Annotated in this window: 14 protein-coding genes; 11 read left to right on the top strand and 3 right to left on the bottom strand. The window is 58.5% G+C overall.

What is annotated here, in order from left to right; all coding sequences use genetic code 11:
- Positions 1-28 precede the first annotated feature (28 nt).
- From gsiC to NAC44_RS17020, 4 genes are read left to right on the top strand one after another with little or no spacing between them, the layout of a single operon-like run.
- Positions 29-949, top strand: a complete 921-nt coding sequence (gsiC, locus tag NAC44_RS17035) for a glutathione ABC transporter permease GsiC (protein WP_250942741.1) — start codon at positions 29-31, stop codon at positions 947-949.
- A gap of 7 nt (positions 950-956) precedes the next feature.
- Positions 957-1853 carry a glutathione ABC transporter permease GsiD gene (gsiD, locus tag NAC44_RS17030; protein ID WP_250942740.1) on the top strand — a complete coding sequence of 299 codons (897 nt, stop codon included), beginning with the start codon at positions 957-959 and terminating at the stop codon, positions 1851-1853.
- A gap of 24 nt (positions 1854-1877) precedes the next feature.
- Complete coding sequence (locus NAC44_RS17025) at positions 1878-2696, top strand: M55 family metallopeptidase (protein WP_250942739.1); 819 nt, start codon at positions 1878-1880, stop codon at positions 2694-2696.
- Positions 2697-2709: 13 nt separating this feature from the next.
- Complete coding sequence (locus tag NAC44_RS17020; protein WP_250942738.1) at positions 2710-3666, top strand: isoaspartyl peptidase/L-asparaginase family protein; 957 nt, start codon at positions 2710-2712, stop codon at positions 3664-3666.
- 15 nt (positions 3667-3681) lie between these two features.
- On the opposite strand, the gene NAC44_RS17015 is transcribed toward NAC44_RS17020, so the two are convergent.
- The gene (locus NAC44_RS17015) at positions 3682-4638 is read right to left on the bottom strand and encodes a LysR family transcriptional regulator (protein WP_250942737.1); all 957 of its coding nucleotides are present in this window, start codon (positions 4636-4638) and stop codon (positions 3682-3684) included.
- A gap of 366 nt (positions 4639-5004) precedes the next feature.
- Here NAC44_RS17015 and NAC44_RS17010 point away from each other — a divergent pair, with 366 nt between their 5' ends.
- From NAC44_RS17010 to NAC44_RS16980, 7 genes are all read left to right on the top strand, one after another.
- Complete coding sequence (locus tag NAC44_RS17010; protein ID WP_250942735.1) at positions 5005-6192, top strand: MFS transporter; 1188 nt, start codon at positions 5005-5007, stop codon at positions 6190-6192.
- Positions 6193-6229: 37 nt separating this feature from the next.
- Positions 6230-7717 (top strand): carotenoid oxygenase family protein, encoded by a 1488-nt coding sequence (locus tag NAC44_RS17005; RefSeq protein WP_250942734.1) that lies wholly within the window; start codon positions 6230-6232, stop codon positions 7715-7717.
- Between the two features lie 68 nt (positions 7718-7785).
- Positions 7786-8448: a glutathione S-transferase family protein gene (locus tag NAC44_RS17000; RefSeq protein WP_250942731.1), complete on the top strand. Its 663-nt coding sequence runs from the start codon at positions 7786-7788 to the stop codon at positions 8446-8448.
- A gap of 27 nt (positions 8449-8475) precedes the next feature.
- Complete coding sequence (locus NAC44_RS16995) at positions 8476-8898, top strand: GlcG/HbpS family heme-binding protein (protein ID WP_420839973.1); 423 nt, start codon at positions 8476-8478, stop codon at positions 8896-8898.
- A gap of 157 nt (positions 8899-9055) precedes the next feature.
- Complete coding sequence (locus NAC44_RS16990) at positions 9056-9523, top strand: Lrp/AsnC family transcriptional regulator (RefSeq protein ID WP_250942729.1); 468 nt, start codon at positions 9056-9058, stop codon at positions 9521-9523.
- 156 nt (positions 9524-9679) lie between these two features.
- Positions 9680-10600, top strand: coding sequence for an NAD-dependent epimerase/dehydratase family protein (locus NAC44_RS16985; RefSeq protein WP_250942727.1), 921 nt, complete (start codon positions 9680-9682; stop codon positions 10598-10600).
- A gap of 34 nt (positions 10601-10634) precedes the next feature.
- Positions 10635-11606 (top strand): fumarylacetoacetate hydrolase family protein, encoded by a 972-nt coding sequence (locus tag NAC44_RS16980; protein WP_250942725.1) that lies wholly within the window; start codon positions 10635-10637, stop codon positions 11604-11606.
- A 123-nt stretch (positions 11607-11729) separates the two neighbouring features.
- On the opposite strand, the gene NAC44_RS16975 is transcribed toward NAC44_RS16980, so the two are convergent.
- Together NAC44_RS16975 and NAC44_RS16970 are read right to left on the bottom strand one after the other, a co-directional pair.
- Positions 11730-12413, bottom strand: a complete 684-nt coding sequence (locus NAC44_RS16975) for a TetR/AcrR family transcriptional regulator (protein ID WP_250942723.1) — start codon at positions 12411-12413, stop codon at positions 11730-11732.
- A gap of 599 nt (positions 12414-13012) precedes the next feature.
- On the bottom strand, positions 13013-13252 hold the full coding sequence (locus tag NAC44_RS16970) for a hypothetical protein (protein WP_250942721.1): 240 nt from the start codon (positions 13250-13252) through the stop codon (positions 13013-13015).
- Between the last annotated feature and the right edge of the window lie 65 nt (positions 13253-13317).

Below are 13317 nucleotides of genomic sequence, written 5' to 3'. Positions count from 1 at the left end.
CTCAACCCTTATGGACTGCCTGGGTTTCATGTTTCATTATTTCCTGAAGCGCCTTTTCGGGCTGATACCGACGCTTTTGATCGTCGCTGTTCTGGTGTTCCTGTTCGTGCATATGCTGCCCGGCGATCCGGCGCGCATGGCTGCGGGTCAGGATGCCGATGAGCAGACGGTGGCGCTGGTGCGCAGCGCTCTGGGGCTGGACAAGCCCCTGCCGGAACAGTTCATCCATTATTTCGGCCGGATGCTGCATGGCGATCTGGGCACGTCCATCGTCAGCCACAGGCCGGTGGCGGAAGAAATCGGCGAACGCTTCATGCCGACCTTTCTCCTGACCGTGACCAGCATGGTCTGGTCGGTGATTTTCGGCATGGGCATCGGCATCGTCTCCGCCGTCTGGCGCAACCGTTGGCCGGACAGGCTTGGTATGACGCTTGCCGTCTCCGGCATTTCCTTCCCGGCTTTCGCACTGGGGATGATGCTGATGCAGGTGTTTTCCGTCGAGCTTGGCTGGCTGCCAACCGTGGGCGCCGATAGCTGGCGCCATTACATTCTCCCCTCGATCACGCTGGGCGCGGCTGTTGCCTCGATCATGGCGCGCTTCACCCGTGCCGCCTTTGTCGATGTCATTCAGGAGGATTATGTCCGCACCGCCCGCGCCAAGGGGCTGAACGAGCGCATCGTCATTGCCAAGCACTGCCTGCGCAATGCCGCCATCCCGATCGTCACCATGATGGGCCTGCAATTCGGCTTTCTGCTCGGCGGCTCCATTGTCGTCGAGGCGGTGTTCAACTGGCCGGGTGTCGGGCGTCTTCTGGTCGATGCGGTCACCTCGCGCGATTATCCGGTGATTCAGGCGCTGGTGCTGATGTTCTCGCTGGAATTCATCCTGATCAATCTGCTGGTCGATCTGCTTTACGGCATCATCAACCCGACCATCCGTTATTCGTGAGGCGGTCATGAGCACTCTTCCCGTTTCCCCTGCTGCATCTGTCGTCTCACCCGCCGTTCGCACCCCCTTTGGCGAATTCTGGCGCAAGTTCAAGCGCCAGCCGGTGGCCATGGCGGCGCTGGCCTTCATTCTCCTCCTCGTGGTGCTGGCCGTGCTCGCCCCGTGGATCGTGCCGTATGATGCGGAAAACTATTTCGATTACGACCAGATCAATGCCGGGCCCTCCATGGCGCACTGGTTCGGCGTCGATCCGCTCGGCCGTGATATTTTCAGCCGCATCCTGATGGGCGCGCAAATCTCGCTGGCCACCGGCATCCTGTCGGTGACGGTGGGCGGGCTTGTCGGCACCTTTCTCGGCCTGCTGGCCGGGTATTACGAAGGCTGGTGGGACCGCATCGTCATGCGCATCTGCGATGTGCTCTTTGCCTTTCCCGGCATTTTGCTTGCCCTTGGCATCGTCGCCATTCTCGGCAGTTCGCTCGTCAATGTCGTGGCCGCCGTTGCCGTGTTTTCCGTGCCCGCCTTTGCCCGGCTGGTGCGCGGCAGCACGCTGATGCTGAAACGCATGACCTATATCGAGGCGGTGAAAAGCGTCGGCGCGTCCGATTTTGTCATCATCACCCGCCACATCCTGCCGGGAACCTTTTCCTCGATCATCGTCTATTTCACCATGCGGCTCGGCACCTCGATCATCACGGCAGCGAGCCTGTCCTTTCTCGGTCTTGGCGCACAGCCGCCGACGCCGGAATGGGGGGCAATGCTCAACGATGCCCGCGCCGACATGATGAACGCGCCGCATGTGGCGCTCTTCCCCAGCCTTGCCATTTTCGTCACCGTGCTCGCCTTCAACCTTTTGGGTGACGGCCTGCGCGACGCCATCGATCCGAAGATCGACCGGCGCTGAGTTTTATGTTTGCGGAGCACATGCATGAAAATCCTGATCTCGGTGGATATTGAGGGGGTAGCGGGCGTCTATCACCCCGAACAGACCCGTCCCGGCAATGGCGAATATGAACGCGCCCGCCTGCTGATGACCGAAGAGGCCAATGCGGCGATTGCCGGAGCCTTCGATGGCGGCGCGGAGGAGGTTTACGTCAACGATTCCCACGGTTCCTTCCGCAACATGCCGCCGGACCGGCTTGATCCGCGCGCCCGCGTCATTCAGGGCAAGCCGCGCTATCTCGGCATGATGTCGGGTGTTGAGCATGGCGTCGATGGCGTCTTCCTGATCGGCTATCACTCGCGCGGCCAAGGCTATGGCATTCTGGCCCACACCATCAACAGCTTTGCCTTTTCGCGGATTTTTATGAACGATCTGGAGCTTGGCGAGGCCGGTATCTACGGGGCGCTGGCCGGAGAATACGGTGTGCCGGTGCTGATGGCGAGCGGCGATGATATTTTCGCCGGTGAAAACCATGCCTTCTTTCCCGATACCGTCTTTGTCGAGACCAAGACGGCAGGCGGGGCGATCTGCGGCAACAGCCTGTCGCCGGAAGAGGCATGCAAAGCCATCCGCAGGGCTGCGGAAAAGGCATTGAAACATCGCCATGCCTGTCGGCCTTTCATACTTCAGGGGCCAATCTCCGTTTCCATCGAGGCGCAATCCACCCGGCTCGCCGACCTCTTCTGCCAATGGCCGACAATGACACGCACCGGCGGCAACACGCTGAGCTTCGATACGCCAACGGTGGAAGCCGCCGTCAGGATGATCAATTGCCTGTCGGCCATGTCGACCATGCTGCGATAACCGGGAGAGACCGATGAGCGGAACGATAGCACTGGCCATTCATGGCGGTTGCGGCGTGATGAACAAGGAGGATCTGAGCGAGGCCGAATGGCAGGCAGCCCGCGAGGATCTGAAACGCGCGCTCCAGGCCGGATGGTCTTTGCTGCGGCAGGGTGCGTCAGCGCTCGATGCGGTCGAAGCCGCCGTGCGGGTGATGGAGGATTCGCCCCATTTCAACGCCGGCCATGGCGCCGCACTGAATACAGATGGCGAGCATGAACTCGATGCCTCGATCATGGATGGGTCCACCGGCGAAGCCGGTGCTGTGGCACTTGTTCGCCATATCCGCAATCCGGTGAGTGCGGCCCGTGCCCTGATGGAAAGCGGTGAGACCGTGATGCTCGGCGGCGCTGCCGCCGATGATTTTGCCAGGCGCAAGGGCCTTGCCATGGTCGAACAGGACTATTTCACTACAGAGCGGCGCAAGGCTGCCCTCATCGCCATGAAAGACCATGAACGAGCTGGAACCTCGGCAAAGGCGAGCGAGGCCGAAAAACACGGCACAGTCGGGGCCGTGGCGCTGGACATCCACGGCCATCTCGCCGCCGCCACCTCGACCGGAGGCTTCAACAACAAGCCCAAAGGGCGCATCGGTGACACCGCCGTCATCGGCGCCGGTACCTATGCCCGTGATGGGGTCGTTGCCGTTTCAGGCACCGGCAAGGGTGAATTTTTCATCCGCCATGCCGTTGGTCATGAGATTGCTGCCCGCATGGCCTATCTCGGTGAAAATCTCAAACAGGCATCCGATCACGTGGTGTTCACCGATCTTGCTCCGCACCGGATCGGCGCCGGACTGGTGGCCGTTGCCGCTGACGGCACGATTGCCGCTCCCTACAATACGGCAGGCATGTTCCGCGGTTGGGTGCTTGCCGATGGCAGGCTTTTCGTCGCCAGCCACGATGAGGTTCATGTCTTTACCGCAGACTGAGACAGCCAGTCCGGCTCAGGTTGAACCGGCCGGGCTGTCTTCTGCATGGGTTGCGGTTTCGCCCTGATACTCCGTTGCCACGGACTGGATGATGTCGCGCAGCCAGCGATGGGCCGGGTCTTCGTCGAGATAGCGCGGCCAGACCATGTATTCCTTGAGCGGTTCGATGGCGAAAGGCGCTGGAAACAGCCGGACAGGAAAGCGTTTGGCCATTTCTTCGGCCATGCGCCGATGCATGGTGACGATCCGCTCCGTTCCCATCACCAGAAGCGGGGCGGCGCTGAACTGGTCGATCGTGCCTTCGACCCGACGCTGGCGTCCATAGCGCGGCAGAAACCACTCCTCGTAGGAGAGGCTTGTCTCATCGCCGAGCCGGATGGAAATATGGCCCCTGTCGAGATAGTGATCCATCGTCAATTCGCTCATGCTGCGCGCCGCATCTGCACACATCATGCAGACATGCTCGTCCTGCCAGATATTGATCTTGGGATGCTGAAGCCGGTCGGCATATTGTTGCGGCATGATCAGAACATCAGTCGTGCCGCGTTCAAACCGTTCCAGCACGTCGATCGGGGTCTTGCGCAGATCCAGCCGGATGCCGGGGGCCGCGCGCGCCACGCGCCGCACCACTTCCGCCAGAAGAACATCCACCAGATAATCGGAAACGCAGACGGAAAAACTGCGGCTGACGGAGGCGGGTTCGAAGATCGGCCGAATCGAGATCGCCGTGCGGGCGCGCATCAGCGCATCGCGCACCGGCCCGGTCAGGCTCTGGGCAAGCGGTGTCAGTTCCATACGGCGGCCAACCTGCACCAGAAGACTGTCGCCGAAATAATCCCTCAGCCGTGACAGCGCCGCGCTGGTGGCGGACTGACCGATATGCAGCCGCTCGCTCGCCCGCGTCACATTGCGCTCTTCCAGCAAGGCATCCAGCACCACAAGAAGATTGAGATCGAAACGATCAAGACGCATGAGATCTCCTCCTTTTTCCATACTATTAATTTCATCAATGAAACACATAAATACAATCTGTTTTATCGTTCGGTTGATGAACGGTAAATTGCTTTTTGTCACGCAGACCCTCAGGAGGAGCCAAGGGGTCCGGCGTGACCTGCCGCTCATGACCGTCAGGGCAGAGGCTGCAGCTGGAGGATTTTGAAGATAAGGCTGCGGGTTTTGCACGGATACCGGTTTTGACCGGTCGCCTGGCCTTTGCATCCTTCAATCAGCGTCCGGCGATATCGTCTGCCGGTCACGGTGCCATTTGCGTCCGTGACATGCCGGTGGTTCTCCAGAATTTTTGACAATGGCCAGCAGTTTTCACAACGGGAGGTGAAAATGACGAGATTGAACAGTTTTAAAGGTCATGTCGGCCTTAGTCTTTGCCATATGACCGGCATGATCGATATGGCGGCACTACCGCTCTGGATTGGTGCATTGATGCAATATTACGGTCTGGCCGCGCCTGAGGCCGGGCTGATCGTCACAACCTTTCTTGTCGGCGTCATTGTTGCAAGCGCCCTTCTGGCCCCCCGCTTCAACAGGCTTCAGCGCCGCATCGTCGCCTGTGGCGGCTTCATTCTGTCCGCGCTTGCCTTTTTCATGGCATCGAGACTTGCCGTTTCTCCTGAGAGTTTCGCCGGCCTGCTGATCCTGCATGGCATTGCCGGCTTCGGCACAGGTTCGGCGCTGTCTGTCACCCACGGGTCGATCGGCCGCACGGAAAATCCGCATCGTCTTTTCGGTATCGTCAATATCGCGCTCGGCGTGCTGGCCATCGTCATGTTCGCCGTGCTTCCCGGCATGATCACCGCCCATGGCGGCCAGACCATGTTTGAAGCCTTTTCCCTTGTCATGAGCGTCGGCGCGCTGTCCGCCCTCCTCCTCTTTCCGCAGATTGCTGAAAAAAAGGCAGAAAAAACAAGCGCTCTGCCCGCCACACCCTTTCCGCGTGCAGCATGGCTGACGATTGGCATCGTCATCTGCCTGACCCTCAATCAATCCATGATTTTCTCCTTTGTCGAACGTATTGGCGACATCCGCGGTTTCGGCGCAGACAGGGTGCAGACGGTGCTGATCGTTCTCGGCTTCATCAATCTTCTGCCGGGCTTACTCGCCGCCATTTTGCAAAAGCACCTCTCGCCGATTGCCGTCGGCATTGCCGGTCCGCTGCTGCAAGCCGCTTTTGCCATGAGCCTGACCAATACGACCAGCTTTGCCTTTTATGCCGTTCCCACCGCCTTTTATGTCTCGCTGGTGATTTTCACTCACACTTTCCTGTTCGGACTGATGGCGAAAATCGATCCCAGTGGCCGCGCGGTTGCCGCGACACCGGCCATGATGATGACCGGATCGGCAACGGGACCGGCGCTTGGGGGCATCATTGTCGCCACGGTCGGCTATGGCGGACTGGGCTTTGCCGTCATGTGCGTTTCCGCCATCGCTGTCTGTCTGATGCTGCTGGTGCGCAAGAAACTTTCCAGTGCCCCTCTCCAGCCGGTGCTGGCCATTCCCACAACGTCGTAACCCAAATCTTTTTAACATTGCGAAAGGGGTGATCCCGATGAATCAGCACGTCAACCTGCCGCCGGGCCTGCAATTTCCCGAGGACATCGTCTTCACCGGCTATGCCGCGCCGGTACGCATCGAAGGTGAAGTCCATGATCTGGAAGTAATCGGTCGTATTCCGCCGGAACTCGAAGGCATCTATATCCGCAACAGCGCCGACCACGCCTATCCGCCGCTGCATGGCAAGGATATTTTCCTCAATGGTGACGGCATGGTGCATTCGGTGCGCATGCAGAACGGTCATGCCGATCTGACCATGCGCTATGTCCGCACCCGCAAATTCGAGCTGGAGCGCAAGGCTCGGCGGGCCCTCTTCGGCGCGTATCGCAACCCCTTCACCGATTCGCCGGAGGTTGAGGGCGAGGATAACAACACCGCCAACACATCGGTGCTCTGGCACCATGGCAAGCTCTATGCGCTGAAGGAATCAGGACGTCCCTATGAAATCGACCCGAACGATCTGACCACCCGTGGCCAGAGCGATTTCGGCGGGCAGTTGACCAGCCGCACCTTCACCGCCCATCCGAAGATCGACCCGGAAAACGGCGACTGTGTCGCCTTCGCCTATAATTGCGAAGGTGTGGCCAGCGACGAGATCGAGGTCTATGTCATCGACAAAGAAGGCCAGTTCAAAAGCACGGAACGCTTCAAGGCTCCCTATTGCTCGATGGTGCATGACTTCATGGTCTCGCGCAATTTCATCGCCTTCGTCATCTGCCCCATGGTCTGCGACTGGGAGCGGGTGAAACGCGGTGAAGCCTATTGGCACTGGGACAGCCACAAGCTGACGCATATTGCCGTCATTCCGCGCGATCAGGGTGTGAAGGCGATCCGCTGGTATACGGCGCCCCGTGCGGTGATGCAGACACATACGTTCAACGCCTGGGACGATGGCAGCCGTCTGGTTCTCGACCATTTCGTCACTGCCTCCGGCTGGCTCAGTCAGTTCCCGGATATTCATGACCCCCATGCCCATGAAATGCCGCCCTTCGGCGAGCGCTGGGTGGTCGATCTGGCCAGTGCCGGCAGCGAGGTGAAGATCGAGCGCTTCATCAACCATATCGGTGAAATGCCAGTGGTCGACAATCGCTTCTCCATGCGCCGCACCCGCCACTTCTGGTTCGGCACCAACCATCCGGAAAGCTGGCCGATGCTGCCCCCCGGCCCGAAAGGCCCGCCCTTCACCTGCCTCGGTCATTTCGACGAACAGACCGGCAAGATCGAGCTTTTCTATGCCGGGCCGGACTCCTCGCCGGAAGAGCCCTGTTTCGTGCCACGCAGCCCGGATGCGGAAGAAGGCGACGGCTTCCTGATGACCATGGTTGGACGGCGCGCCGAAAACCGCACCGATCTCGTCATTCTCGATGCCCGCAATCTGGCCAAGGGGCCGCTTGCAGTCATCAAGTTCCCCTGCCGGGTGCATGAAGGCTTCCACGGCATCTGGGTGCCGGGCAATGCGCTGGGCTCGGATCGCGGCTTCTGATCAGGAATAAGCCCGCCGGAAACATGCTTTTTGCCTTTCCGGCGGGTTCATCGAAAGGAAATACAGCCATGATCACCTTATACGGCGATGTCACCAAGACACGCGCCAACCGTTGCAGCTGGATGCTCAAGGAACTGGGCGTGGATTATGACAACAAACCGCTTGCCTTTCACCCCGGCAGCGCCAAACCCGACGATTTTCTGGCCCTGAACCCGAATGGCAAATGCCCGACGCTCACCGATGGCGACATCGTTCTCTATGAATCGCTGGCGATCAATCTCTATCTCGCCCGCACCTATGGCGCGGCACTCGGGCCCCAGAGCCCGAAGGAAGACGCGTTGATGCAGCAATGGTCGTTCTGGGTGGCGACGGAGATTGAAAAACCGCTGCTGTTGACGGCGGCGGTGCGCTGCCTGTTTGAGCCGCACGGCAACGATGAGGAAGATCAGGCGATCGCACTGAAAAAACTCTCGCGCCCCTGGGGCGTGCTTGACCGGCATCTGCAAAACCGGTCCTATATTCTGGGAGACCGTTTTACCGTTGCCGATCTGAATGTCGCAGCCGTGATGCATTTCATCCCGATTGCCGGGATCGACATCGGCGCATGGCCGTCCATGCAGGCCTGGCTTGAAACCTGCCTGCGACGTGCGGCGGCCATCGATCTCCGTAGCGTCGATTTCAAAGTGCCCCATCCTGCGACGTCGCGGGATATTTTCGCGATGTTCCTGTAATCACACGTTTTCTGGAGTTTCCTGCCGATGTTGTCTTTGACCACCGCCGTCGAGATGATCGATCATGCACTAGCCGAGGCGCGCAATCGCCAATTTGCACCGCTTGCCGTTGCCGTTCTCGATGCTGGCGGGCACCTTGTGGCGATGAAACGGGAAGATGGCGCCGGCATTCTCCGTTTCGACATTGCCTATGCCAAGGCCTGGGGCTCGCTCGGCATGGGCTTCGGCTCGCGTGAACTTGCCGCACGCGCCGAAAAACATCCCACCTTCATCTCCATGCTCTCCGGTGTCAGCCAGGGCCGTCTTGCCCCCTCCCCCGGCGGTGTGCTGATCCTTGACGCCGAAGCAAAGGTGATCGGTGCCATCGGCATTTCCGGCGATCTCGGTGGCAATGATGAGATCTGTGCCCTTGCCGGGATTGAAAAGGTGGGTCTGACCGCCCGGACATAAGAATTTCAGAACGTCACGATGATCGAACAATGCTCTCGTCCTGTTCCGTTTTCATGACGGCATGGGAAACGCTCAAACAGTCTACTTTTTTAGTAGACTTTTTTCGACTTTGCAGTAGCCTTCCTCGAAACGGCAGTCATGCGGATCAGGAGGGCTGATGCTGGACCTTATCGATCGGAAAATCATCGCCGAGCTGCAACAGGATGCCACGCTTTCTGTCGCCCAGCTTGGCGAACGGGTAGGACTGTCCGCCACGCCCTGCTGGAAAAGAGTGCAAAGGCTGGAGCAGAACGGTGTGATTCTGGGCCGGGTGGCGCTGGTGGCGCCCGAACCCATCGGTCTTGGCCTGACGGTTTTCGTCGCCATTGAGGCGACAGATCATTCGCCCGCATGGCGCAAGACTTTTGCTGACAATATTTCCGCAATGCCGGAAGTCATGGAAGTGCATCGGATGGCTGGCGAAGTCGATTACATGCTGCGCGTCGCCGTGGCCGATATGACGGCCTATGACCTGTTTTACCAGCGGTTGACGGAAAGCGTGCCGTTGAAAAACGTGACATCCCATTTTGCCATGGAACGAATTGCCGCCAAAACCGCCTATCCGGTCGATATCACCAACCGGTAGTGCCTCCTGCATCATTTCTTTAAAAATGACGTCAATCATAGCGCAGACATCTCCGTGCAACTCTTACGGATGACCTCATGTCAACTTGCGGCCAGGTATGAATTCATTTATTGGTCGTTCAACCAATGAATACGTCATCAACAGCGGGAGGAGCCATTGAAGACCGTCATTATCGGAGCCCAGGGCTTTGTCGGCCAGCGGCTTGCGGCACAATTGCTCACCCATGAAACGACCGGCAGGCTGGTGCTGATCGACCGGGCGGATCCCGGCGATATGCCGGGCGATCCGCGCGTTGAATGCCTGACAGGAGATTTCGCCGACCCTGACCTTTTCAACAGCCATATCGCCGGAGCCTCGACCGTTTATCTTCTCGCCGCCATTCTGGGCGGGGCTGCGGAGGCTGATTATGCGCTGGCGCGGCGGGTCAATATCGATGCAACGCTGACGCTGATCGAGCGGCTGCGCGATAGCAATCCCATGACACGTTTCGTTTTCGCCTCCACCATCGCCGTTTTCGCCAAACCCATGCCGGAACTGGTCACGGATGCAACGCCGACCGGGCCGACCATGGTCTACGGGGCGCAGAAGCTGATGATGGAGGCGGCGATTGCCAATTTTGCCGCTCGCGGCTGGCTTGATGGCGTGTCATTGCGCCTTGCCGGCGTTATGGCCCGCGATGGCGCCGATGCCCGGATGAAATCCGCCTTCATCAGCCGGGTCTTCTATGCGGTGATGCGCAGTGAGGATATCGTTCTGCCTGTTCACCCCCATTCGCGCACATGGCTGACCTCGGTGGAAACGGCTGCCGCCAATTTTGTCCATGCCGGTCAGCTTCCCGCTGCACAGTTTGGCGCGGCGCGGGCCTTTACCTTACCGGCGCTCTGCCTGACTTTCGAAGACCTGGTTGCGGCGCTGTTTCGTCGGTTCCCCGACAGCCGCGCCAAAGTCAGCTATCAGCCGGAGGAGGATCTGGTGGCCCTGTTCGGCTCTTATCCGCCCATTGCCACCGAAACGGCGGATCGGCTGGGCTTTTTGCGGGACTCTGATGCCGATGCTCTTGTCGCGCGCTCCCTGTGACATTTGAACACTTTTTAATGGGAAGGAGAATTGCATGAAACTGGCAACCCTGAAGAACGGTACGCCCGACGGTCGGCTGCATATCGTCAGCCGCGATCTGACGAAAGCCCTTGCCGCCCCCGGCGTTCAGACCCTGCAGCAGTTGATGGAAGACTGGGAAGGCCTGTCGCCCGCACTGATTAGCCTTTATGACCAGCTCAACAGCGGCGCTCTGAGCGACGCCATCCTTTTCGATCCGGCTCAGGCCATGGCGCCGCTGCCACGCGCCTGGCAATGGCTCGACGGTTCGGCTTTCGACAGCCACGGTGATCTCATGGACATGGTGCTTGGCGTCAAGAAGGAAAAAAGTGGCCGACCGCTGATGTATCAGGGCGTGTCCAACCGTTTTCTGGCGCCGCAGGAAACCGCGCATTTCCCCTCAGAGGCCGATGACATCGATTTTGAAGGCGAATTCGGCGTGATCACCGATCAGGTGCCGCTTGGCATATCGGCAGAGGCGGCCATTGGCCATATCCGGCTTCTGGTGCAGATCAATGACTGGTCGCTGCGTCGTCTTGCGCCCATTGAGATGCGTACCGGTTTCGGCTGGGTTCAGGCCAAGCCGCTTTGCTCCATGGCGCCGGTGGCGGTGACACCGGATGAGCTTGGCAGCAGATGGCGCGATGGCCGCGTCGATCTCAATCTGGTCGTGCACTGGAACGACAAGCAGTTTGGCGCTGCCAACGGCTATGCCATGAGCTGCGGCTTTCACGATCTGGTGGCGCATGCCGCCTATTCGCGTGAGCTTGCCGCCGGGACGGTGATCGGATCGGGCACGGTATCCAACAGCAACTATCGTGAGGTGGGTTCAAGCTGCATCGCCGAGCGGCGCGGCATTGAGATCATCGATGAAGGCAAGCCGAAAACGACCTTCATGCGCTATGGCGACACAGTGCGGATGGAAGCTCGCCTGCCAGATGGTGCGGTTCTGTTTGGCGCCATCGAACAGACGGTGGCAAAAGCCTGATATCCATGGCAAGGGCTTTAGCACCGTGCGTTGGATATAAAGCACGGTGCTAGAGCATTTCATCGTTTCCGGGAAACAGTGAAATGCTCTAAGGCTCCGTTCGGCCCGTCCCGTCAGCACACGTCAGGCATCCTTGAGGGCGTTCAGTCCGGCCAGACTGAATCTCAGCAGAAGCCTGTAAGACATGGACAAATCAGAGCCGGAAAAGCGGCCATCGGACAGGGAATCGAGACGCCGGTTTTTCGAGACGGTCTGCAACATCAAAACCAGCACCATGGAAAAACCGCGCAATAGCGTTTCTTCCTCCATCTCGGGTAAAAGCGTGCGCAGACGGGCGATGAACAGGTTGGCAGTCTCGTCGAAATTCTCATGAATATAGCTGAGCCAGCGATCATGGGTGGCAAGCTTCGCCAACAGCAGCAGATAGGCCTGCCAGCCTTCGTCATCGCTCTGCATCTGCTCGAACAGCGGCCGCATGAATGCATCCAGCAGGCTCTCCACCGTCACAGTGCCTGAGGCCTCCAAATCGGCAAGCCGGGCGCGGCGGATCTGGTTCAGCGTTTGTGCACGACGCGCCACAATGGCGGAAAACAGATTTTCCTTGGTATGAAAGTGATAGCTGACCAGCGCCAGTGTCACCCCTGCAGCATTGGTAATATCCCTGAGGGAGACGGTATCGAAGGAGTGATGACCAAACAGCACTTCGGCGGCAGCAATGATCTTTTCCCGTGTCTGGTCGCCATTGGCACGGGTTTGCAGCACCGTGACGGCTTTGCCTATCTCTGCCTTGCCTCTTCGTACCATCATGTCGATCCTCTCTATTGCCCCATAACATCCGTTAAAGCACGTTGCGCTTTATTATGCTCAATAAAACGATAGCTGACATATGAAAAAACAAAGGCTTAAAGCACGGTGACTGAGGCTGGTAAGCCATAAGCTGCCTTGATGACCTTAACGAAATTGGTTGAGTGTATAAACACGAAAATACAGTCCGCCACCAGTGATCCATAAAGGAGCCCTGTGTGGATAAGAGTATGTTGCGCGGGGGGAATCACAATGCGGACACGAGAACATTTCACTGTTTCAAAGAAACGCTGAAACGCTGTCACTCATTGTTTTACGCTTTTCCAGACGGAAAACCGTTTCATACTTGTCCTGGAACTGCTTTATAACGGCAGAAAATCAAATCGATGGAGGCAGCTGCCTACGGTGGCACACCTTCAGATATGCTTTAACGAGCTTGATGTATCGACATCTGATGCAGATTGAAAATGTTAACGCCTCTCACAAGGGCTCGATAACGCGCATAATTCTGCCAAACCGCACCAGCTAAATCGGGCCTGTGCAAATGGGAAGCCTGCCAATCCCGCATGCCCTGCCACCACATTTGTGATCAGACAGCGGAATTATGCCGGTTCGACACAGCAGATCTGCCGGGCGACATTGTCGATAACATGTGCGGCCGGAAGTTGGGCGCCAGACATCTGCATCGCCTTGCTGTAAGACCTGTGCACACGCTCACGGGCCACATCGTCAAGCAAAACGGCAAAACTACTGAGAGATACGCCATCAGCCCGCAGCATCTGCCGGATCAAGGGGTCCCTCAATACTTCGGAAATTGTCAAATCGCTCAATTCGTAGGTCATCACCGCAATCTCCACATATGCGCCCGGTTGCAGCCGAACGAATCACCCGTCAGTTTGAAACGCCA

Origin of the sequence: Allorhizobium sonneratiae, from assembly GCF_023700755.1 — a bacterium.
In the GTDB taxonomy this organism is placed as follows: Bacteria; Pseudomonadota; Alphaproteobacteria; order Rhizobiales; family Rhizobiaceae; genus Allorhizobium; species Allorhizobium sonneratiae.
This window is presented reverse-complemented; position numbering and strand designations above follow the sequence as displayed.

What these genes read in the sequence shown, in the direction of transcription:
- NAC44_RS17025 (WP_250942739.1), top strand. Translation starts at nt 1,878, where the DNA reads ATGAAAATCCTGATCTCGGTGGATATTGAGGGGGTAGCGGGCGTCTAT.
- NAC44_RS17010 (WP_250942735.1), top strand. Translation starts at nt 5,005, where the DNA reads ATGACGAGATTGAACAGTTTTAAAGGTCATGTCGGCCTTAGTCTTTGC.
- gsiC (WP_250942741.1), top strand. Translation starts at nt 29, where the DNA reads ATGTTTCATTATTTCCTGAAGCGCCTTTTCGGGCTGATACCGACGCTT.
- NAC44_RS16970 (WP_250942721.1), bottom strand. Translation starts at nt 13,252, where the DNA reads ATGACCTACGAATTGAGCGATTTGACAATTTCCGAAGTATTGAGGGAC.
- NAC44_RS16990 (WP_250942729.1), top strand. Translation starts at nt 9,056, where the DNA reads ATGCTGGACCTTATCGATCGGAAAATCATCGCCGAGCTGCAACAGGAT.
- gsiD (WP_250942740.1), top strand. Translation starts at nt 957, where the DNA reads ATGAGCACTCTTCCCGTTTCCCCTGCTGCATCTGTCGTCTCACCCGCC.
- NAC44_RS16980 (WP_250942725.1), top strand. Translation starts at nt 10,635, where the DNA reads ATGAAACTGGCAACCCTGAAGAACGGTACGCCCGACGGTCGGCTGCAT.
- NAC44_RS17000 (WP_250942731.1), top strand. Translation starts at nt 7,786, where the DNA reads ATGATCACCTTATACGGCGATGTCACCAAGACACGCGCCAACCGTTGC.
- NAC44_RS16995 (WP_420839973.1), top strand. Translation starts at nt 8,476, where the DNA reads ATGTTGTCTTTGACCACCGCCGTCGAGATGATCGATCATGCACTAGCC.
- NAC44_RS17015 (WP_250942737.1), bottom strand. Translation starts at nt 4,638, where the DNA reads ATGCGTCTTGATCGTTTCGATCTCAATCTTCTTGTGGTGCTGGATGCC.
- NAC44_RS17005 (WP_250942734.1), top strand. Translation starts at nt 6,230, where the DNA reads ATGAATCAGCACGTCAACCTGCCGCCGGGCCTGCAATTTCCCGAGGAC.
- NAC44_RS17020 (WP_250942738.1), top strand. Translation starts at nt 2,710, where the DNA reads ATGAGCGGAACGATAGCACTGGCCATTCATGGCGGTTGCGGCGTGATG.
- NAC44_RS16975 (WP_250942723.1), bottom strand. Translation starts at nt 12,413, where the DNA reads ATGATGGTACGAAGAGGCAAGGCAGAGATAGGCAAAGCCGTCACGGTG.